We start from the raw sequence: 21,109 nt of genomic DNA on the forward strand, positions 1-21,109 counted from the left end.
GGGGCGATTTTAAGCCGCTCCACCCAGCCGTCAGGCGCTCACCGCCTGCGTGCAGTAGTGCTTCACCAGGCTGAGCAGCTCCTCTTCCGAGTAGGGCTTGCCCAGGTAGTGGTTGACCCCGAGTTCCTTGGCGTGCTCGCGGTGCTTCTCGGCGATGCGCGAGGTGATCATCACGATCGGCAGGTGGGCCAGGCGGGCGTCGCCGCGGATGTTGCGCGCCAGGTCGAAGCCGTCCATGCGCGGCATCTCGATGTCCGACAGCACCACCGAGGGCAGTTCCTCCGCCAGCCGCTCCAGCGCCTGCAGGCCGTCGGCGGCGAGCGCCACGCGGTAGCCTTCGCGCACCAGCAGGCGCTGCGTCACGCGCCGCACGGTGATGGAGTCGTCCACCACCAGCACCAGCGGGACGGCGGGCGCGGACGGCGCCGCGGCCACCGGGGCCGCGGGCTGGCTCGCCTGTTCCAGCACCTCGGGCTGCGCGGCGTCGCTGCTCATCTGGCGGGCCTGCTCGCCGTACACCTGCGCCAGCGCCACCGGGTTGTAGATCAGGACCACGGCGCCCGAGGCCAGCACGGTCATGCCGGCCAGGCCGGGCAGGCGCGCCAGCTGCGGGCCGAGGTTCTTCACCACCACTTCCTGGTTGCCCAGGACTTCGTCGACGTGCACCGCCACGCGCTGCGCGGCGGAGCGGAAGATGACCACGGGCAGCGTCTTGCCTTGCGGCTCGGCGCTGCGGCGCGAGGCCTGCAGCAGCGCGCCGGACCAGAAGAAGGGCAGCGACTCGCCGCCGAACTCGAAGTTGCCCGTGTTGTAGGCGGACTGCACTTCCTTCTGGCTGGCGCGGCGCACCAGTTCCACGAGGTTGGCGGGCACGCCGATGGAGAACTTGCCCGAGCGCACCATCACCACCTGCGTCACCGCGGTGGTGAGCGGCAGCACCAGCTTGAAGCTGGTCCCGCGGCCCGGCTGCGTGGTGGTCTCGATGCGGCCGCCGAGCGCGTTCACCTCGGCGCGGACGACGTCCATGCCGATGCCGCGTCCCGCGAGTTCCGTCACCTGCTGCGCCGTGGAGAACCCGGGCAGGAAGATCAGGTTGCAGGCGTCGGCGTCGGAGATCGCCTGGTCGGGCGCGATCAGGCCGTTCTCGATGGCCTTCTGCCGGATGCGGGCGATGTTCAGGCCGGCGCCGTCGTCCTGGAATTCCACCGAGACGTCGTTGCCTTCCTGGCGCACCTGGATCGCGATGCTGCCGGTGGCTTCCTTGCCGGCCGCGGCGCGCGCTTCCGGCGCCTCGATGCCATGCGCCACGCAGTTGCGCAGCAGGTGCTCGAAGGCGGGCGTCATGCGGTCCAGCACGCCGCGGTCCATCTCGATCGAGCCGCCCACGATGTCCAGCTTGACCTGCTTGGCGCTTTCCTTGGCGGCCAGGCGCACCACGCGGTACAGGCGGTCGGAGATGCCCTCGAACTCCACCATGCGGGTGCGCAGCAGGTCGCGCTGCAGCTCGCGCGTCTGGCGCGCCTGCGCGATCAGGTCGTCCTCGGTCGCTTCCACCACGCGGTGGATGCTCCGCTGCACCGTGGCGACGTCGTTCACCGATTCGGCCATCAGGCGGGTGAGTTCCTGCACGCGCGTGAAGCGGTCGAACTCCAGCGGGTCGAAGCCGGCGGCGCTGTCCTTGGCCTGCGCCATGCGGGACTGCATCTGCGACTCGGCCTGCACCTCGATCTCGCGCAGCTGCGTGCGCAGGCGGTCCAGGTTGCCCGTGAGGTCGCCGAGCGAGCCGCGCAGCTGCTTCAGCTCGGACTCCAGGCGCGAACGGGTGATCATCACCTCGCCGGCCTGCGTGACCAGGCGGTCCAGCAGCTGCGAGCGCACGCGCACGGCCTGGTTGGCGGCCTGGCGCGCCGGCGTGACGGCCGTGGCGGCCGGCATCGCGATGGCGGTGCGCAGCGGGGCGGGCGAGGCCGGGGCCGGTGCGGGGACGTGGACCGAAGGCGCGGCCGGTTGCGGCGCGGGCGCGGCGGGTTGCGGCGTGGCGGGCTGGGCAGGGGCGCCCTGGGTCCCCGCCTGCGCGGGGATGACGGGTGCGACGCCCTGGGTCGCCGCCTGCGCGGGGATGGCGGCGGGGGGCGGATCGGCCGGCGCGAAGCCGCCGGTGGCGCGCAACGTGTCGAAGCGCGCCTGCATGGTGTCGAAGCGCTGCAGCAGCGCGTCGATGTCGGCGGCGGCGATGTTCTCGCTGCCCAGGTATTCGACCTCGGACTCGAGCCGGTGCGCCAGCTCGCCCAGCTGCAGGGCGCCGGCCAGGCGGGCGCTGCCCTTGAGCGTGTGCAGCGCGCGCAGCACCTGGTCGCGCGGCTCGCGCTGTTCCGGCCGCTGCGCCCACTGGCGCAGGGCGCTGCCCAGCTGCGGCATCAGTTCGGCGCCCTCTTCCTCGAAGATCGGGAACAGGTCGGGGTCGATCGCGTCGGCGACGTCGATCTCCTCCTCGCTGTCCACGCGCACCAGCGGCGCGCGTGGGGCGGCCGGCTGCTGCAGGCCGGCGGGCTGGGCGATCGGGCCGTGCGCCACGGGGCGCGGCGGCGTCGCGGGCCTGGCCGGCACGGGATCCGGCGCGGTGAAGTCGAGGTCACCGAAGCCCGAGAGCGGCAGTTCGCTTTCCGGGGTCTCGGTGCGCGGCTCGCCTTCGGCGTCCTTCAGCGCGTGCAGTTCGTCGAGCAGGCGGGCGTCGGCCTCCTTCAGGAAACCGGCGGCGAACTGGTGCAGCAGGCGGCGCACTTCCTCGGCCGCCTCGGTGAAGCAGCGGGCGTGGTCGGCGGTGCCGCAGGCGAGCGTCTGGGTGTGCTGGAGCGCGCCCTCGAGGGCGCGGGCGATGTCGGAGAGGGCCAGGAAGCCGACGGTCGCCGAGCTGCCGGCCAGCGCGTGGGCCCAGCCCACGGTGGAATCCGGCACGCGCTGGTTCATCTCCAGCGTCCATTCGCTGATCTCGGTGGCGAGCCGCCGGGACCATTCGTCCGCCTCGTTGAGATAGACGTTGTACAGCGGGATGCCGATGCGCAGCGTCCCGATCACCTTGACCTGCTCGTCGCGCGGCTGCTGCGCGTCGCCGGCGTCCAGGCCGAAATCGTCCAGCGGCGACATCGGCACTTCGGCGGCATGCGCGCTCGCCGGCGCGGCGGGCGCGGGGCCCGCGACGGCGGACAGGCTGGAGAAATCGATGCCGGCGATCTCGCCGGGCAGGTCGGGCTCCGCCTCGGCGGCCGGCGCGGGCGCCGGCGCGTCGAGGTCCAGGCGCGGCAGGATGGCCGTCGAGACCAGCTCCGGCAGTTCCTCCTCGGGCGCCGCGCTCTGGGCGGGAGCGGCCAGGGGCGGCAGCGTGGCGTCCTTGGGCAGGATCGCCGTGGCGCCGAACTGCGCGAATTCCGGCGGCAGTTCGTCGGCGCTCAGTTCCGCCACTTCGGTGCCGCCGGCTTCGGGCGCTTCGGAGACCTCGGGCAGCGCGGGCGCATCGAGCTCCAGCGTGAAGTCCGCGTCCGGCAGGACCGGCGCGGCTTCGGGTTCGGCCGGCGCCTCGAGCGTGATCTCCTCGGCGGGTGCCGCCTCGGCCTCGCCGTCCAGCGCCATCAGCGCGGACACGATCTCGGCGTCCTGCGCCGGGGCCGCCGCCGCGGGCAGCGCGATCCCGACCAGGCGCGACTCGGTGCGCATGGCGTCGGCCGCGGTGCGGAAGGGCGCGGCGCTCCAGGCGCCTTCGTCATCCGCCGCGATGTCGGCTATCCAGCGGCCGAAGCCCTGCAGGGCCTCGGTGGACAGGGCGCGCAGTTCGTCGCTCGCCGGCTTCTGGTCCGCGAGCCAGGTGTTGAGCACCTGCTCCAGCGACCAGGCGGCCTCGCCGAACTCGTTGAGGCCCACCATGCGCGAGCTGCCCTTCAACGTGTGGAAGGCGCGACGCAGCGTGGTGAGCTCCGCGATGTTCTTCGGCTCCTCGGCGAGCACCTGCAGGGCGGCAAGGCCGTTGGTGACGACCTCGCGGGCTTCCTCCAGGAAGATCTGCCGCAGTTCCTCGTCGCCTTCGTCGTCCTCGGCGGCAGCAGGAGCCGGTGCGGGTGCCGCGGCGGCCGGGGCCGGGGCCGGGGCAGCGGCCGGAGCGGCAGCGGCCGGCGCGAAGTCCAGCGGCGGCAGCTCCATCGCGGGCGCGGCGGCGGCGGGCTGGGCGACCGCGGGGGCGGAAGCCGGCGCCTCGGGCGCGGCCTGCGCCTCCTCGGCGGCGCGGCCCATCAGCGGCCGCAGTTCGCCGTTGGCGTCGTCCCACACGAACAGCTTCTTCGCCAGCGCCGGCTGGTAGTTCAGCATGTCGATCAGGAAGCCGAGCGCGCCGAGGTTGATGCCCAGCTTGTCGAAGGTGCCGGCGGCGCGCGCCTTCTCCTCCTCGACCTCCGTCACGATGATGTTCTCGACCGTGTCGCGCATGCGCAGCACGGCCTGCGCGGCCTGGTCCAGGCCCAGCACGGAGAGCACGCCGCGCATCTGCGCCAGGAAGGCGGGCGCGTCGCGCAGCGGATTCTTGTCGGCGGGATTGCGGAAGAACTGGTCCAGCAGCTTTTCCAGCTCGCCCATGGTGCCGCGCAGTTCGCCCACGACGCTGCCCATGGTCTGCTTGTCGCTGACGCGCCGGTACAGGTCCTCGACCCAGTGCTCCAGCGGCTCGGGCTGGCCGCCCTGCACCACCTTCTTCAGGCGCTCGGCCAGGCGCGCGGTGCGCTCGGCCAGCTGCTGGTCGTTCGGGTCCAGGTCCTGGAAGGCGGCTTCCAGGTACAGCACCGCGGTGGCGACTTCCATCGCCAGTTCCGCGCTCGGCGCGCGGTTGGCGCGCACGACACCGTCGATAGCGCCGCCCAGGGCCTGCGCGAGCGGCGCGGCGGCCGGATAGAGCTTCACCAGCGTGTCGCACACGCCGTGGAACTGGTCGCTCACCCCCTTGACCTTGTGCGCCTCGCCGCCCGACAGCGCCGACCAGGTTTCCTTGGCGGCGGCGATGCGCTTGCGCAGCTGGTTCAGCAGCACCGGGTCGAAGCGGCCGAAGGGGCTGCTCGCGTAGTCGGCGGGCGCGGATTTCGCGAGACCGTAGGCGTCGCGCACGGCGGCGAGCGCCGGCGCTTGCGCGCCCTGCGGGGGCACGGCCTGCGCGCAGAAGAACACGAGGTCCTGCGCCAGGCGATCGGAGATGCTCGCGTCGCCCTTGGCGAGCGACGCGTACTGCAGCAGCACGCGCGAGGCGGCGCGCTTCACGTAGACGTCGGGCGGCAGCAGGCCCAGGGCGATCGCCTCGCAGTAGCCGGCGGCGATCTTCCAGAAGATCTTCGGGTGGCGGCCTTCCTGGCCGGCGGCCAGGCCCAGGCAGATGGCGGCGAGCTCCTGGCCCGCGGCGGGATCGGCCGACTTGACGATGCGCAGCACCGCCTGGTCCATGCGGGCGCGCACGGCGGCGTCGGGCGCCAGCGAGGCCGGTGCGGCCGGGCCGGCGACGTCGTTCCAGCGCCAGTCCATGCCCCACAGGTCCGCGGGGTGCACGCGGTCGGCGCCGCAGAGGTCCTGCACGTCCTTGTACTGCAGGAACAGCGACAGCGGGGACACGGCCTTGCCGCCCAGCATGGCCTCGAGGTATTCGGTCAGCGCGTAGCCCGCGCGCTCCACCTTGGCGGCGGCCGCCTCGGTGCACAGCTCGGGACGCTCGATGAACTTCTGCGCCGCGGCCTCCATGCTGCGCAGCATGTGGGCGGGCGCGCCCAGGCCCACCATCTCCAGCGCGCCGACGGCCTGGTGCATGTGCTGGCGCGCGATGCGCAGCTGCCCGGCGTCGACGGAGGCCATGTCCTGGCCGCGCGCCTGGGCGGCGTCGCGCACGAAGCGGCGCAGCGCCGACGAGGCGGACTCCAGCGACTTGCGCAGTTCCTCCAGGACCCAGGCCAACGGCCCGAGGTCGTTCGTCGCGAGGTCGGGTTCTTGGGCGGCTGCTTGCATGGCCTTGGGGCTTACGCGATCTTGAAGCGCGACACCGACTGGCGCAATTCCTCGGCCATCCGCGTCAGCTCGCGCACCTGTTGCGCGGTGGAGCGGGTGCCTTCACCCGTCTGCTCCGTCACCGCGAAGATGTGCTGGATGTTGCCCGCCACCACGTTGGCCGATTCGGCTTCGCGCGACGCGGACATCGAGATCTGCTCGATCAGCTCGGCGAGGCGGCGCGACACCTGGTCGATCTCGGTCAGCGCGGTGCCCGCGTTGTCGGACAGCTTGGCCCCTTCCACCACGCCCTGCGTCGAGCGCTCCATGGCGGCCACGGCGTCCTGCGTGTCGGTCTGGATGGCCTTCACCAGGGCCGAGATCTGGCGCGTGGCGTCGGCGGAGCGTTCGGCCAGGCGCTGCACTTCTTCCGCCACCACCGAGAAGCCGCGGCCGGCTTCACCGGCGGACGCGGCCTGGATGGCGGCGTTCAGGGCCAGCACGTTCGTCTGTTCGGTGATGTCGGAAATCAGCTCGGTGATTTCGCCGATCTCCTGCGAGGACTCGCCCAGGCGCTTGATCCGCTTGGAGGTTTCCTGGATCTGGTCGCGGATGGCGTTCATGCCGCCGATGGCGTTCTGCACGGCCTGCAGGCCCGACTCGGCGGCCTTCAGCGATTGCCGGGCCACCTGGGCCGACTCCTGCGCCTGGCCGGACACCTGGTTGATGCGCGCGGCCATGTCCAGCACCGACTGGCCGGTCTCGCGGATCTCGCGCAGCTGCTCGGTGGAAGCGGCCAGCAGCTCGGTGGAGGTCGATTCCACCTGCGCCGTCGTCTGCGCCACCTTGGTGGCCGTGTTCTGCACGGCGCCCACCAGCTGGCGCAGCTCCTCCACCGTGTAGTTCACGGAGTCGGCGATGGCGCCGGTGATGTCCTCGGTCACGGTGGCTTCCTGCGTCAGGTCGCCCTCGGCGACCGACTGCAGTTCGTTCATCAGGCGAAGAATGGCGGCCTGGTTGGCGTCGTTGACGCGCTTGGCTTCCTGCTCCTGGCGCTCGGCTTCCAGGCGCATGGATTCGGCGCGTTCCTGGCGGCCGCGGCTGTCCTGCAGCTGCACGTAGGCGAGCCCGATGGCGCAGCCGATGGCGAACAGCGAGGACAGGGCCAGCGCCAGCAGCGCGCCGGCGCCGAGGCCCGTCTGCGCCGACAGCTTGCCCTGCAGGTCCTCCAGCGCGCGGCGCAGCGGCTCGGAGTCCGCGATGATCGAGGACTGCGCCTCGCGCGCGGACACCAGGCCCTGCAGGTTGCCCAGGATGGCGCCTGCCTGCTGGCGGGTCTGCTCGTACAGCTTCAGCAGCGCGTCGAGGCTCTCGCGCGTCTGCGGGTCCTTGGACGCGCCCAGGCGCAGTTCCTGGCTGCCGTCCATCAGGCCCTGCGCGATCTCCTTGAAGGAGTTCAGGTCCTTGCCCAGCAGGAACACGGCTTCCGGCGACACGCCTTCCATGGTCAGGAATTCGTTGGCCGACTTGCCGATCCGCTGCGTCAGCATCACCAGCTGGCCGGCGGCGGAGATCTCGGCCGGCGGGGCGTTCTGCTGCAGCTTGAGCGAGGACACCGTCTCGGCGATCTCCAGCAGGTCGGAGGACTGGCGGTTGATCGTGCGCAGCGCGGTGCCCACCTGCGTCAGGATCTTCTGCTGCGCGAGCACGGTGGCGGCGTTCTTCTCGGCGCGCTGCATCAGGGGGGTGATCTTCTGCAGGTCGGCCTGCAGTTCGGCGCTGACGGGCGTCAGGCGCAGGTTCTCGTCGCCGGCCTGCAGGCCGCGCACGGTCTGCGCCAGCACCTGGGCCGACTCCTTCACGTCCGGGAAGGCCTGCGGGCTGCCGATCAGCGCCTGCGACACCGACTTGGCCAGGCGCTGCGACTGCATCAGCGAGTTGCCGGTGCCGGCCACCTGCTGGGCCACCTTGTCGGCGGTGTTCACCGCGTAGAAGGCCACGCCGCCCAGCACCACCAGCGAGAAGGCCAGCAGCGTGAACAGCGTGCGCTGGTGCGTGGTGGTGGTGCGCCGGCCCAGCAGCGGGACGGAGATCAGCTCGGCCTGGTCGACTTCCTCGGCGATCGAATCGTCGTCGATCGTCGTGTCGTTCTGCGTGCTGCCGGCCTCGATGGTGGCGGTGCTCGGGTCGGGGGCGCCGAGGCTCAGTTCCTGCGTGACGGACGGATCGGCCTCGTCGGAGGGCTTCTTGCCGAACAGGTTCTTCAGGGAGAAAGAGGCGGACATGGTGGTGCCTTCGGGAGGTCTAAGCGCTGATGCTCAGGAATTGCGGTTGTTGCGACAGGGCCTGCAGGTTGATCTCCTGCCAGTACGCGCCGCTGGCATCGGTGTAGCCGCTGCCGAAGTAGCCGGGCGAACCCTCGGGCGCGTCGTTCGAGGAAACGAAGGCATCCGTGTTGCGCAAGCCGGCCAGACGGTCGATCAGCAAGGCGCAGTTGACTTCCAGCAGCGCGTTGAGCGCCACCAGCCGCGACTCGGCGCGGCCCGCGTCGGAGCGCTGGGCCGGCGCCTGGCCGCTCACGTAGCTGGCGAGGTCGACGACGCCGTAGAGGCCGCCGCGCAGGTTGGCCACGCCCAGGAACCAGCCCTGGGTGTACGGGACGGCCTGGGGCGCGGTGTACGGGAAGATCTCGCCGGACTGGGCGAGGGGGAAGAGGTACTTGCCGCCGGCGGCTTCGACGGCGAGCCAGCCCGCCTGCACGCCCTCGGTGCGGGCGGCCTGCAGCCGGCTGGCCAGCCGGCTTTGCAGCTCGCGGAGGGCTTCACGGTTGGCCATGGGAACGTGGGGTGCCCCTCGCTCAGCCCAGGGCCTTGATCTTGGCCATGAGTTCGGCGGCGTCGACCGGCTTGGTGATGTAGTCGCGCGCGCCCTGGCGCATGCCCCACACGCGGTCGGTTTCCTGGTTCTTGCTGGTGCACATGATGATGGGCACGTCGGCGTACTGCGGGTCGCGGCTGATCGCGCGCGTCAGCTGGAAGCCGTTCTGCCCGGGCATCACGACGTCCATCAGGATCAGGTCCGGCTTCTCCTCGCCGAGGCGGCGGAAGGCATCCTCGGCGCTTTCGGCCGTCTTCACGGAGAACCCGTGCTTCTGCAGCAGGTCCGTCATGAACATCAGCTCGGTCTTGGAATCGTCCACCACGAGCACTTTGCGGATGGCCACTTCACTCTCTCCTTCTTATTTCGCGTTGCCGAACTGCTGCACGGTCTGCAGCAGCTGGTCCTTGGTAAAGGGTTTGGTCAGGTAGTCCTGCGAGCCGACCATGCGGCCGCGGGCCTTGTCGAACACGCCGTCCTTGGAGGACAGCATGACGACGGGGACGGACGAGAACTTGGCGTTGCGCTTGATGATGGCGCAGGTCTGGTAGCCGTCCAGCCGCGGCATCAGGATGTCGCAGAAGATCAGGTGGGGCTCGTAGTCGTTGACCTTGGAGAGGGCGTCGAAGCCATCCTCGGCCAGCATCACCTCGTGGCCGCCCTGCTTCAGGAAGATCTCCGCACTGCGCCGGATGGTGTTGCTGTCATCGATCACCAACACCTTCAATCCAGTGGTGCTCACTTGACGCTGCTCCTCATCTTTTACTGCTCAAGGTGCGGCATCCCCTCAAGATGTCCCAACGCCGCGGTCTCGTTCTTCTTAGATCTGGACCATCTCGAAGTCTTCCTTGCGCGCCCCGCATTCGGGGCAGGTCCAGTTCATCGGCACCTGCTCCCACGGCGTTCCGGGGGCGATGCCATGGTCTGGTGCACCGGCGGCTTCGTCATAGATCCACCCGCATATCAGACACATCCAGGTCTTGGTATCGGTCACAGCTTAAAGGCCCTTCGCTTAGAATGCAACGATTGTATCTAGGCCCTTTGCCTACGCTCTGCGCAGCGGCGACGCCGGGAAGATCACGGGCCCATGACTAATTCCACACCTATCGAAACCAAGCCCTCCGAGCCCGAAAGCGAGGACCAGGGGCCGGCCTGCGTGATGGTGTTCAACGCGAGCGACCCGAGCGGCGCCGGCGGCCTGGCCGCCGACGTGACCGCGATCGCATCGGTGGGCGCGCACGCGCTGCCGGTGGTGACCGGCGCCTACGTGCGCGACACCGGCGAGGTGTTCGACCATTTCGCCTTCGACGAGGACGCGGTCGCCGAGCAGGCGCGCACCATCCTCGAGGACGTGCCGGTGCAGGTCATCAAGGTCGGATTCGTCGGCAGCCCCGAGACGCTTTCCACGATCGCCGAGATCGCCGCGGACTACCCGGACGTGCCCGTCGTCGCGTACATGCCGGCCCTGTCCTGGTGGGACGAAGGCCCGACGGACCTGTACGAGGATGCCTTCCGCGAGCTGATGCTGCCGCAGACCACCGTGTTGGTAGGAAACCACAGCACGCTGTGGCGCTGGCTGTTGCCCGAGTGGAACAGCGAGCGCAGCCCCACGGCCCGCGACCTCGCCAAGGCCGCCTCGGAGATGGGCGTGCCCTACACGCTGGTGACCGGCGTGCCGCTGCCGGACCAGTTCGTGGAGAACGTGCTGGCCACCCCGCAGACGGTGCTGGCCAGCGAGAAGTTCGAGCGCTTCGACGCGGTGTTCTCCGGCGCCGGCGACACGCTCTCGGCGGCGCTGGCCGCGCTGGTGGCGGGCGGGGCCGACCTCGCCGCCGCCGCCGGCGAGGCCCTCGCCTATCTCGACCGCTGCCTCGACGGCGGCTTCCGGCCCGGCATGGGCAACGTGGTCCCCGACCGCCTGTTCTGGGCGCAGCCGGAAGGCGCGGAAGGCGAGGACGACGCCGACGCGCCGACCGGCTTCGACCTTCCCGCGCATGACACAAAGCACTGACCGCAACCAGCAACTCTTCGAGCGCGCCCGCGCGCTGATCCCCGGCGGCGTGAACTCGCCGGTGCGCGCCTTCCGCGCCGTGGGCGGCACGCCGCGCTTCGTGCAGCGCGCCCAGGGCGCGTACTTCTGGGACGCCAACGGCGAACGCTGCATCGACTACATCGGCTCCTGGGGCCCGATGATCCTGGGCCACGGCCACCCGCGCGTGCTGGACGCCGTGCAGCGCGCCGCGCAGGAAGGCTTCTCCTTCGGCGCGCCGACCGAGCGCGAGATCGAGCTGGCCGAGGCCATCGCGAGCCACCTGCCCTCGGTGGAGATGGTGCGGCTGGTCAGTTCCGGCACCGAGGCGGCGATGAGCGCGATCCGGCTGGCGCGCGGCGCCACCGGCCGCAACCGCATCATCAAGTTCGAGGGCTGCTACCACGGCCACGCGGACGCGCTGCTGGTGAAGGCGGGCTCCGGCCTCGCCACCTTCGGCCATCCCACCAGCGCCGGCGTGCCGGCCGAGGTGGTGCAGCACACGCTGGTCCTGGAATACAACAACATCGCGCAGCTGGAGGAAGCCTTCGCCACGCACGGCGGCGACCTCGCCTGCGTGATCATCGAGGCGATCGCCGGCAACATGAACTTCGTACGGGCCAGCCTGCCCTTCATGCAGCGCTGCCGCGAGCTGTGCACGCAGCACGGCGCGCTGCTGGTGTTCGACGAGGTGATGACGGGCTTCCGCGTCGCGCTGGGCGGCGCGCAGGCCGTGTACGCACGGGAGCTCCCCGGCTTCGCGCCCGACATGACGGTGCTGGGCAAGGTGATCGGCGGCGGCATGCCGCTGGCGGCCTTCGGCGGGCCGCGCGCGCTGATGGAGCAGCTCGCGCCGCTGGGGCCCGTGTACCAGGCCGGCACGCTGTCGGGCAACCCGGTGGCCACGGCCTGCGGGCTGGCGACGCTGCAGGAGATCGCGAAGCCCGGCTTCTACGAGGCGCTGGCGCGCAAGACGCGCACCCTGGTCGACGGCCTGGCGGCCGCGGCCGCGGAAAGCGGCGTGCCCTTCGCGGCGGACTGCGAGGGCGGCATGTTCGGCTTCTTCCTGCTGCCGCAGCTGCCGCAGAACTACTCGCAGGTCATGCAGAGCGACGCGGCGCGCTTCGGCAAGCTGTTCCACGGCCTGCTCGATCGCGGCGTGTACATCGCGCCGGCGCTGTACGAGGCCGGCTTCGTGAGCGCCGCGCACTCGGACGAGGACATCGCGCGGACGGTGGAGGCGGCAAGGCAGGCATTCCGCGCCCTGTAGTCGGAAGCTGCGAGGCGCATCGGCAATTCAACGCAGAGGGCGCAGAGCTGCGTAACCTCTGCGCCCTCTGCGTCGAAAATGCGTGGAGAGTCACCACGCATCCGGGCCGAGCAGGACTCAGTGCCGGAAGTGCCGCACCCCTGAGAACACCATCGCCACGCCGCGCTCGTCCGCGGCGGCGATCACTTCGCCGTCGCGCATCGAGCCGCCGGGCTGGATGACGCAGGTGGCGCCCGCGTCCACGACAACGTCGAGGCCGTCGCGGAACGGGAAGAAGGCATCGCTTGCCACCGCCGTCCCGGCGAGCGACAGCTTCGCGTGCTGCGCCTTGATGCTGGCGATGCGGGCCGAGTCCAGGCGGCTCATCTGGCCGGCGCCCACGCCCATGGTCATGCCGTCCTTGCAGAAGACGATGGCGTTGGACTTGACGTACTTCGCCACCTTCCACGCGAACAGCAGGTCCTGCAGCTGCTGCTGCGTCGGCTGCTTCTTCGTGACGACCTTCAGCTCGGACAGCGACAGCTCGCGGTTGTCGGCCGTCTGCATCAGCAGGCCCGATCCCACGCGCTTCACGTCCATGAAGTTCTGGCCCTTGTCCCAGGGCCGCTCGCCGCCCGGCGGCAGAGCGATCTTCAGCAGGCGCACGTTGGCCTTGCCGGCGAACGCCTGCAGCGCCTCGGGCGCGAAGTCGGGCGCCATCAGCACCTCGACGAACTGTCTGGCCACCGCCTGCGCCGCGGCGCCGTCGAGCGGGCGGTTGAACGCGATGATGCCGCCGAAGGCGGAGGTGGGGTCGGTCTGGAAGGCCTTGGAATAGGCCTCCAGCGGATCCTTCCCGAGCGCGACGCCGCAGGGATTGGCGTGCTTCACGATCACGCAGGCCGGCGTCTCGAAGCTCTTGACGCATTCCCAGGCCGCATCGGCGTCGGCGATGTTGTTGTACGAGAGCTCCTTGCCCTGCAGCTGCTGCGCCATCACGAGCGAGCCGGGCGCCGGATGCAGGTCGCGGTAGAACGCGGCCTGCTGGTGCGGGTTCTCGCCGTAGCGCAGGTCCTGCAGCTTGACGAAGCGGCCGTTGGACTGCGCCGGGAACATGGAACGCTGGCCATCCTCCTGCAGCGAGGACAGGTAGTCGCTGATCGCCGCGTCGTAGTTGCTCACGCGGTTGAACGCCGCCACGGAAAGCGCGAATTTCGTCTTCTGCGACACCTGGCCCGAGGCCTTCAGTTCGTCGACCACGGGCCGGTACTGCGACGCGTCGGTCAGCACCGCCACGTCCTTCCAGTTCTTGGCGCCGCTGCGGACCATCGCCGGGCCGCCGATGTCGATGTTCTCGATCGCGTCTTCCAGCGTGCAGCCGGGCTTCGCCACCGTCTGCTCGAAGGGATAGAGGTTCACCACCAGGATGTCGATGGCGGAGATGCCGTGGCGCTGCAGCGCGGCGACGTGCTCCGGCAGGTCCCGCCGGCCCAGCAGGCCGCCGTGGATCTTCGGATGCAGCGTCTTCACGCGGCCGTCGAGCATCTCGGGGAAGCCGGTGACCTCGGCCACCTCGGTGACCGGCAGGCCGGAATCGGCCAGCAGCTTCGCGGTGCCGCCGGTGGAGATCAGGCGCACGCCCAGGGCGTGCAGGTCCCGCGCGAGGTCGACGATGCCGGCCTTGTCGGAAACGGAGAGGAGCGCGTTCATTTCAGCAGCTTGTGTTCGATCAATTTCTTGCGCAGCGTGTTGCGGTTCAGCCCCAGCCATTCCGCCGCGCGCGACTGGTTGTTGTCGGCCTTGGCCATCACCACTTCCAGCAGCGGCTTTTCCACGACCTTCACCAGCATCTCGTACATCCCGTCGGGCTCGGTTCCGCGCAGGTCGCGGAAGTAGCCCTCGAGGCTGGCACGGACGCACTCCTCGATGTTCTTCTTGCTCATGTCTCGTTCTCTGCGAGTTCCTCCGCGCGCAGCGCCGCCGGCTCCGGCATGCGGTCCGTGCGGGACGCGAGCGCGTCGAAGAAACGGTGGACGGCGGCCACCTGGCCCGCGCTGTCCTCGATCGCGTTCATCTGCGCGCGGAACGCCTCCCCCTCCGGAAGCGATCGCACGTACCAGCCGATGTGCTTGCGCGCGCTGCGCACGCCGGTGAATTCGCCGTACAGCGCGTAGTGGTCCTCCAGGTGCGCCAGCAGCGCGCGCCGCACTTCCGCCACCAGCGGCGGCGCGAGCCGCGTGCCGGTGGCGAGGAAGTGCGCGATCTCGCGGAAGATCCAGGGCCGGCCCTGGGCCGCGCGCCCGACCATCACGGCATCCGCGCCCGTCGCGGCGAGCACGGCGCGCGCCTTCTCCGGCGAATCGACGTCGCCGTTGGCGACCACCGGGATGCGCACCGCCGCCTTCACCGCGGCGATCGTCTCGTATTCGGCCTCGCCCTTGTAGCCCTGCTCGCGCGTGCGGCCGTGCACCGTCAGCATCGCGATGCCGATCGCCTCGAACGCGCGCGCCAGCACCACGGCGTTGCGGTGCGCCGCCGACCAGCCGGTGCGCATCTTGAGCGTGACGGGCACGCCGTGCGGAGCGCAGGCGGCCACCACGGCCTCGGCGATGGCGACGGCCAGCGGCTCGTCCTGCATCAGCGCCGAGCCGGCCCACTTGTTGCACACCTTCTTGGCCGGGCAGCCCATGTTGATGTCGATGATCTGCGCGCCGCGATCGATGTTGTAGGCAGCCGCCTCGGCCATCATCTGCGCGTCGGTGCCGGCGATCTGCACGGCCACGGGGCCGGGCTCGCCTTCGTGGTTGGCGCGGCGCGAGGTCTTGAGGCTGTTCCACAGGTCCTTGCGCGAGGTCACCATCTCGCTGACCGCGTAGCCGGCGCCGAAGGCGCGGCACAGCTGCCGGAACGGGCGGTCGGTCACGCCCGCCATCGGCGCCACGAAGACGGTGTTCGCGAGCTGGTAGGGACCGATGTGCATGGAAGGAAGGGACGCGGGGCTGCCGAAAAAAGAGGCACGATTGTAGGCCCGGGGCGTTTCAGCGACTGAAACCGGATGGGGGAGGCGCATGCTGCACTGCCGTAACATGCGCGCGCATGCAAGCCTGGCTGGATCCGCTGTTCGCGCTGCTGGCGCTGCCGCAGTACGGGCTGAGCACCCTGTTCGCGGCCGCCTTCGTCTCGGCGACGCTGCTCCCGGTGGGCTCCGAACCGGCGCTGTTCGGCCTGCTGAAGCTCAACCCCGACCTGTTCTGGAGCGCCGTGCTGGTGGCCACCGCCGGCAACACGCTCGGCGGCATGTTCGACTGGTGGCTGGGCTACGGCGCGCACCAGGTGGCGGACAAGTACCGCCATTCGAAGCACCACCTGAAGGCGCTGGACGTGCTGGAGCGCCTCGGCCCGAAGGCCTGCCTGCTGGCCTGGCTGCCCATCGTGGGCGACCCGCTGTGCGCCGTCGCCGGCTGGCTGCGCCTGCCTTTCTGGCCCTGCGCCGGCTACATGCTGGTGGGCAAGTTCCTGCGCTACCTCGTGATGACGTCCGCGCTGCTGTGGGCGTTCCCGCACTGAGCGGCGTCGTCGGCCTCGATGCCGCTCGCGCTCATCGCCACGGCGGCGGACATGGCGATCAGCGCGCCGTACAGCAGCAGCTCGTAGAACTGCAGCGCGCGCCGGCGCAGGCGAAGGAAGAAGCGCTGGGGGTCGGTCATGGCGGGCTCCGGGGATCGGGTGTCACACCGCCGAGGCGTCACCCGTCACGGCGCGACGGAACTCCTCGTCATTCACCAAGGCCGCAACCAGGTTGCGGTAGAGGAGTTCATACCGGTAGACGGCCATCGGAACAGCGTCGAATCCGTTGAATTCTGCTTGCCAGGTCGCCCGGGCGCGCAGTTCCTTGTCATAGACGCCCTTGCCCGATCGCGTGACAACGAACCGGGCCGCGAGCACCGCCTGCGCCGTGCCGCTCGGCACCTGGATCTCGCTTTCGGTCAGCTGCGCCGCGACGCGGATGGCCGAAGCAGGATCGAGCGCGCCCGCTGCCCGAAGATCTGCCGTGAGCGCCTCCTTCAGGTACGAAGCGAAGGAGTTCCCGTACGGCGAGTAGAAGCTGTTGGTGCGGATGCTGATTCTCTGGTCCAGCGAGGCGCTCCGATCGGGAGCCAGGCTGAAGGTGCCCAGCGCCAGAGCTGGCAGACGGGCGGCCCGGATCCTGGAGACGTTCTCCATGCTGGGCCCCGGCGCGCCCAGCGGCACCGAAGCGCATCCGCCCAGGGCGACCAGGGCAGCGGCTGCAAGCACTCGCCTGCGCCGCAGCAGGCGCTCACTTGAAGGCGGCGTCATGGGACAGGTCGCTCAGGGTGACCGACATCACCTGGCGCACCATCGTGCGGACCGCGTCCTGGATGTTGGACGCCTTGTATGCGTTCTCGGGTGCGCCGTGGGCGCCGACCGTCGTGTGAATCGCGTGCCGGGCGCTCTTGACCACGGGCCTGGTCTGCCCCGGAGGCAGGTAGCTGACGGTGCAGACATAGCCATCCGTCACCTGCTGGCCCGCGACGCCCAGCGTGAGCCCGGCGAGGAAGCCCCTTGCCGCGGCGTCATCCGTCAGCGGGACATTGTTCAGGGTGACGCTCAGGACTCCCGCGTCCGGCGCAGGCGTATCGCGGACCTGGGAGAACAGGCCGGCGGACCGGATGCTGTCCTCGATCATCGGCCTGGTCTCCGCCGTGGCGCGCGCGTTCGGCACGCCCTTGGTCTGGAACTCCGCGATCAACTGGACAGGCCTGGGTCGCTCCGGATGCGTGAACCGGGCCGCCGGCACCTCCTTGATGGTGCCGTCCACATAGTGCGTCGCGCACCCGGAAACGAACAGCGCACCCAGCAGCGGCACTGCCATCAGGCAAGCCCTCAACGCCCGCGGCGCGTGGAAGCGGATTTCCAGCATGTCTTGTCCTCCTCGTTGCGTGCTCTGCCATGCAGGACACGTGCGCATCATCTGGGGCAGCCGCGCTGCTGGCCAGTGACAGAGCACACAGGAACGGGGGCAAGTTTCGCGGCAGCGCAAGCCTCGCGCGGAAGCAGTCTGCAGCGAAGAAAGGGGCCCGCGCGACGAACCCCCTGCCGGGGTTCGCTGCGCTCACCACCAGCCTACACGTTGAACAGGAAGTTCATCACGTCGCCATCCTTCACGACGTAATCCTTGCCTTCGCTGCGCATCTTGCCCGCGTCCTTGGCGCCCTGCTCGCCCTGGAAGGCCACGAAATCGTCGAAGGCGATGGTCTGGGCGCGGATGAAGCCGCGTTCGAAGTCGGTGTGGATCACCCCGGCCGCCTGCGGGGCGGTGGCGCCGATGGGGACCGTCCAGGCGCGCACTTCCTTCACGCCGGCGGTGAAGTAGGTCTGCAGCCCCAGCAGCGTGAAGGCCGCGCGGATCAGGCGGTTGAGGCCCGGCTCGTCCTGGCCGATCTCGGCGAGGAACATCTTCCTGTCCTCGTCGCCCATGTCGGCGATCTCGGATTCGATCTTGGCGCAGATGGCCACCACCGGCGCGTTCTGCGTCGCCGCATAGGCGCGCAGCCGGTCCAGGTGCGGGTTGTCCTCGAAACCGCCCTCGTCCACGTTGCCCACGAACATCGCCGGCTTGGCGGTGATCAGGAACAGGGGCCTGAGCAGCGCCTTTTCCTCGTCAGTCAACTGCAAGGTCCGCACCGGACGGCCTTCGTCCAGCGCCGCCTGGACCCTGGGCAGCAGCTGCACCATGCGGGCCGCTTCCTTGTCGTTGCCCGACTTGGCGGCCTTCGCGTAGCGCGCCAGCGTCTTCTCCACCGTGCCCAGGTCCGCGAGGCACAGCTCGGTCTGGATCACCTCGATGTCGGACACCGGGTCCACGCGCCCGGCCACGTGCACGACGTTCGCGTCCTCGAAGCAGCGCACCACGTTCACGACGGCGTCGGTCTCGCGGATGTGCGCCAGGAACTGGTTGCCCAGGCCTTCGCCCTTGCTGGCCCCGGCCACGAGGCCCGCGATGTCGACAAACTCGACAATGGCTGGCACGATGCGTTCGGGCTTGACGATCGCCGCCAGCTGGTCCAGCCGGGGATCGGGCAGTTCCACGACGCCGACGTTCGGCTCGATGGTGCAGAAAGGATAGTTCTCGGCGGCGATGCCCGCCTTGGTCAGGGCGTTGAACAAGGTGGATTTGCCGACGTTCGGCAGGCCCACGATCCCGCACTTCAAACTCATGTCACGGCCCGTTAGCGAAACCCGAAAGTGTATGCCATGGTCCGCGGCCCGGCTGCTGGCGGGCCTGCTGCTCGCCTGCTGGGCCTTCGCCGCCACGGCGCAGGAAATGCCGGCCACGGTCCTGCGCGACGCGGTGGGCGTGATGGACGCCCAGCCGCTCGCGCGCCTGTGGGTGGACCCGCGCGGCGACGCGACGCTGGCCGAGGTCACGCGCAGGCCGGAGAGCGATTTCCAGCCCGTCGCTCCCGGCACGCTGCACCGCCTGCATCGCGACGGCGCGCTGTGGCTGCACCTGCGGCTGCAGCGCGGTCCCTACGAACGCCAGGACTGGCTGCTGAAGCTGCCCATGCCGGTGCTGGACCACGTGACGGTGCACCAGCGCGTCGGCGGCCAGTGGCGCGCCGAGGCGGCCGGCGACACCCTGGCCGTGGCGCGGTGGCCGGAGCGCGGCCGCTATCCCTTCTTCCGCCTCGACCTGCCGCCCGGCGAGCCGCGCGACATCTACGTGCGCATCCAGCACGCCACGCCGGCCGACATCCCGCTGCAGCTCGCCACGACGGCGCGGCACACCGAGCAGCTGCAGCGCGAATACCTGCTGCTGGGCGCGGCCTTCGGCGCGCTGCTGCTGCTGATCGTGGGCTGCCTGGCGAAGAGCTGGGCCTACCGCGACGCGGGCTTCGCCTGGTACGCCGGCTACGCCGCGCTGACCACGCTGGCCGTCGCCTCCTATACCGGCGTCGCCGGGCAGCTGCTGTGGCCGCGCTTCGGGCTGCTGCAGGACGCGCCCACGTCCATGCTCGCCTGCGCCGCCGTCGGCGTCGCCCTGCTGTTCGTGCGCATCACGCTGGCGCTGCGGCGCCGCCTGCCCCGGCTCGACCGGCTGATCCAGGTCCTGGGGCTGGGCGGCGTGGTGCTCGCGCTGGTGCCTGCCTTCACGCCCAAGTCCGTGCACCTGCCGCTGATGGGCGGCTACCTGTGCCTCGCCAGCGCCATCGCGCTGCTGGCGTCGGCCGCGGCCTGGTGGCGCGGTGACACGGTAGGCCGCTGGGTGTTCGCGGCGCAGTTCCCCCTGGTGGCCACGCTGCTGCACACGGTGTTCCGGCAGCTGGGCTGGGCCGACCTGCCGATCGCCTCGCCCTACCTGATCATCCTGGGGCTCGCGTTCGAGGTGCCGCTGCTGCTGGTGGCCCTGTTCATCCGCTCGCGCGACCGGCACAGCGCCGAGGTGCGCGAGCAGGCCCTGACCACGCACGACGCGCTCACCGGCCTGCTGGCGCCGCACCTGTTCCACGACCGGCTGCGACAGGTGGTGGCGCGCTTCCGCCGGCACGACGAGAACGCGGCGGTGATGTACATCGACCTGGTGAACCACGGCCCGATCCGCGAGCACTTCGGCAGCGCCGCGGCCGAACAGAGCCTGCTGCGCAGCGTGATCAAGCTGCGCCGCCTGCTGCGCGACGTGGACACCGTCGCCCGCATCGGCGAGGCGCGCTTCGGCGTCATCCTCGAAGGCGCGGCTTCGCGCGCCTCGGTCACCGAACGGGCCACGCGCCTGATCGCCGCCGGCCTCATGCCCCTGCCGGGCCTCAAGCCGGACGTGACGCTGCAGTTCCACGTGGCCGCGCTCCTGCTGAGCGACCGGCCCATGGAGGCCGAGGAAGTGCAGGCTGCGCTCGCGGCGCAGCTGGAACGCATGTCGCCGCGCACGCGGCGGCCGATCCGCTTCATCCAGCCCGAACAGCCCGTCACCTCGGAGCCGGGCGACTCCTCGATGTTCGTGCCCGACGGCGGCGCGGCGGCCGACCCGGAGCTGGCCGCGACGCCTTAATCGAAGCGGAAGTTGCCCGTCGCGTCCTGCCCCACGCGCAGGGTGCAGTCGATGCCCGCGACGATGATCGCGTTCATCGCGAAGGTGATGGCGCCGCCGACGCGCGGGTCCTTGCGGTAGCCCTGCAGCGTGTCCGTGACCACCGGGTCCACCGCCGCCGTGGCAGGGTCGATGTTGGGCATGGGGCAGCGCCCGCAGGGTTTCACGGGGCGCAGCTGCACCTCGCCTTCGCCGGTGGCGATGGTCAGCAGGTCCAGCCGGTCCTCGTCGTGCGCCTCCACGCCTTCCAGCACGATGTTGGGCCGGAAGCGCTCGATGCCCACGGCCGCGTGGCCGCCCGCCGCGAGCTTCGCGTTCAGCAGGTCCAGCGAGGCGGTGCTGGCCACCAGCAGCGGATAGCCGTCGCTGAACTGGTTCAGGGCCTCGGCCTCGCCCGTCCACTTGCGGCTGGACAGGCGCCGGTGCTCGGGGTCGAAGCGCACCAGCCGCAGCGGCCGGCCCAGGAAATCGGTGAACCACTGGGCCGCGATGTCGCCCATGTCGAAGGCCGGCACCTCGTCGTCCCACACGCGCACCCGCACCGGTTCCTCGACGGTGTCGACCTGCAGGTGCAGCGCGAGCATGCCGGGGGCGCGCAGCACCACCTCGGTCAGCTTCAGCTGCGGGCGGATGAGCGCCATGCGGGGCAGCTCCCGCTGGGTCACGAAGTTGCCTTCGGGGTCCACCACCATCCAGGCGCGGTCGAGGTCCAGGCCGGTTTCGGTCAGGAGGGCCTCGCGCAGTTCCACGCCGGCGCAGGACTTGACCGGATAGACGAAGAGGCGGGCGAGACGGGCGGTCACGTCGGGACTTTGGCTCATGGGCGTGGATTGTGCCCGCCTCC

At 70.5% G+C, this 21,109-nt stretch carries 18 protein-coding genes; 4 read left to right on the top strand and 14 right to left on the bottom strand.

Annotated features, from left to right (window positions below; genetic code table 11):
• Nucleotides 1-30: 30 nt before the first annotated feature.
• The 6 genes from ACY0MJ_RS16805 to ACY0MJ_RS16830 form a co-directional block, all read right to left on the bottom strand.
• Nucleotides 31-6,024 (bottom strand): Hpt domain-containing protein, encoded by a 5,994-nt coding sequence (locus tag ACY0MJ_RS16805; protein WP_462639683.1) that lies wholly within the window; start codon nt 6,022-6,024, stop codon nt 31-33.
• An 11-nt stretch (nt 6,025-6,035) separates the two neighbouring features.
• Nucleotides 6,036-8,288: a methyl-accepting chemotaxis protein gene (locus ACY0MJ_RS16810; RefSeq protein WP_462639684.1), complete on the bottom strand. Its 2,253-nt coding sequence runs from the start codon at nt 8,286-8,288 to the stop codon at nt 6,036-6,038.
• A gap of 19 nt (nt 8,289-8,307) precedes the next feature.
• Complete coding sequence (locus ACY0MJ_RS16815) at nt 8,308-8,838, bottom strand: chemotaxis protein CheW (RefSeq protein WP_462639685.1); 531 nt, start codon at nt 8,836-8,838, stop codon at nt 8,308-8,310.
• Nucleotides 8,839-8,860: 22 nt separating this feature from the next.
• On the bottom strand, nt 8,861-9,226 hold the full coding sequence (locus tag ACY0MJ_RS16820) for a response regulator transcription factor (RefSeq protein WP_462639686.1): 366 nt from the start codon (nt 9,224-9,226) through the stop codon (nt 8,861-8,863).
• Nucleotides 9,227-9,241: 15 nt separating this feature from the next.
• Nucleotides 9,242-9,622, bottom strand: coding sequence for a response regulator (locus ACY0MJ_RS16825; protein WP_462639687.1), 381 nt, complete (start codon nt 9,620-9,622; stop codon nt 9,242-9,244).
• A 78-nt stretch (nt 9,623-9,700) separates the two neighbouring features.
• A complete protein-coding gene (locus tag ACY0MJ_RS16830; protein WP_168108841.1) occupies nt 9,701-9,874 on the bottom strand; it encodes a rubredoxin in 174 nt (57 codons plus the stop codon).
• Nucleotides 9,875-9,967: 93 nt separating this feature from the next.
• On the opposite strand from ACY0MJ_RS16830, the gene thiD reads away from it, so the two are divergent.
• Together thiD and hemL are read left to right on the top strand one after the other, a co-directional pair.
• Entirely contained in the window at nt 9,968-10,891 is a 924-nt protein-coding gene (gene thiD / locus ACY0MJ_RS16835; RefSeq protein ID WP_462639688.1) for a bifunctional hydroxymethylpyrimidine kinase/phosphomethylpyrimidine kinase, read from the top strand.
• Nucleotides 10,875-12,179 (top strand): glutamate-1-semialdehyde 2,1-aminomutase, encoded by a 1,305-nt coding sequence (hemL, locus tag ACY0MJ_RS16840; RefSeq protein ID WP_462639689.1) that lies wholly within the window; start codon nt 10,875-10,877, stop codon nt 12,177-12,179. Before thiD ends, hemL begins: the two co-directional genes overlap by 17 nt.
• 117 nt (nt 12,180-12,296) lie before the next feature.
• Here the strand turns inward: hemL and purH are convergent, their stop codons facing one another.
• Genes purH through dusB form a run of 3 tightly spaced genes read right to left on the bottom strand, consistent with a single transcriptional unit; the run spans nt 12,297 to nt 15,138 of the window.
• Complete coding sequence (purH, locus tag ACY0MJ_RS16845) at nt 12,297-13,868, bottom strand: bifunctional phosphoribosylaminoimidazolecarboxamide formyltransferase/IMP cyclohydrolase (protein WP_462639690.1); 1,572 nt, start codon at nt 13,866-13,868, stop codon at nt 12,297-12,299.
• Nucleotides 13,865-14,101 carry a Fis family transcriptional regulator gene (locus ACY0MJ_RS16850; protein ID WP_462639691.1) on the bottom strand — a complete coding sequence of 79 codons (237 nt, stop codon included), beginning with the start codon at nt 14,099-14,101 and terminating at the stop codon, nt 13,865-13,867. Before ACY0MJ_RS16850 ends, purH begins: the two co-directional genes overlap by 4 nt.
• Nucleotides 14,098-15,138, bottom strand: a complete 1,041-nt coding sequence (dusB, locus tag ACY0MJ_RS16855; protein ID WP_462639692.1) for a tRNA dihydrouridine synthase DusB — start codon at nt 15,136-15,138, stop codon at nt 14,098-14,100. Before dusB ends, ACY0MJ_RS16850 begins: the two co-directional genes overlap by 4 nt.
• A gap of 116 nt (nt 15,139-15,254) precedes the next feature.
• Between dusB and ACY0MJ_RS16860 the strand changes: the two genes are divergently transcribed.
• Nucleotides 15,255-15,725, top strand: coding sequence for a YqaA family protein (locus tag ACY0MJ_RS16860; protein ID WP_462639693.1), 471 nt, complete (start codon nt 15,255-15,257; stop codon nt 15,723-15,725).
• On the opposite strand, the gene ACY0MJ_RS16865 is transcribed toward ACY0MJ_RS16860, so the two are convergent.
• The 4 genes from ACY0MJ_RS16865 to ychF form a co-directional block, all read right to left on the bottom strand.
• Entirely contained in the window at nt 15,680-15,865 is a 186-nt protein-coding gene (locus ACY0MJ_RS16865) for a hypothetical protein (protein ID WP_462639694.1), read from the bottom strand. The two genes, ACY0MJ_RS16860 and ACY0MJ_RS16865, sit on opposite strands and share 46 nt — an antisense overlap.
• 22 nt (nt 15,866-15,887) lie before the next feature.
• Complete coding sequence (locus ACY0MJ_RS16870) at nt 15,888-16,382, bottom strand: hypothetical protein (RefSeq protein WP_462639695.1); 495 nt, start codon at nt 16,380-16,382, stop codon at nt 15,888-15,890.
• A 94-nt stretch (nt 16,383-16,476) separates the two neighbouring features.
• Nucleotides 16,477-17,100: a hypothetical protein gene (locus ACY0MJ_RS16875; RefSeq protein WP_462639696.1), complete on the bottom strand. Its 624-nt coding sequence runs from the start codon at nt 17,098-17,100 to the stop codon at nt 16,477-16,479.
• Between the two features lie 203 nt (nt 17,101-17,303).
• On the bottom strand, nt 17,304-18,398 hold the full coding sequence (ychF, locus tag ACY0MJ_RS16880) for a redox-regulated ATPase YchF (RefSeq protein ID WP_462639697.1): 1,095 nt from the start codon (nt 18,396-18,398) through the stop codon (nt 17,304-17,306).
• A gap of 31 nt (nt 18,399-18,429) precedes the next feature.
• On the opposite strand from ychF, the gene ACY0MJ_RS16885 reads away from it, so the two are divergent.
• A complete protein-coding gene (locus tag ACY0MJ_RS16885) occupies nt 18,430-20,226 on the top strand; it encodes a 7TM diverse intracellular signaling domain-containing protein (RefSeq protein ID WP_462639698.1) in 1,797 nt (598 codons plus the stop codon).
• Here the strand turns inward: ACY0MJ_RS16885 and ACY0MJ_RS16890 are convergent.
• Nucleotides 20,223-21,086 carry an MOSC domain-containing protein gene (locus tag ACY0MJ_RS16890; RefSeq protein WP_462639699.1) on the bottom strand — a complete coding sequence of 288 codons (864 nt, stop codon included), beginning with the start codon at nt 21,084-21,086 and terminating at the stop codon, nt 20,223-20,225. The two genes, ACY0MJ_RS16885 and ACY0MJ_RS16890, sit on opposite strands and share 4 nt — an antisense overlap.
• Nucleotides 21,087-21,109: the final 23 nt, after the last annotated feature.

The sequence above is a fragment of the Ramlibacter sp. bp-362 genome, from assembly GCF_054956735.1.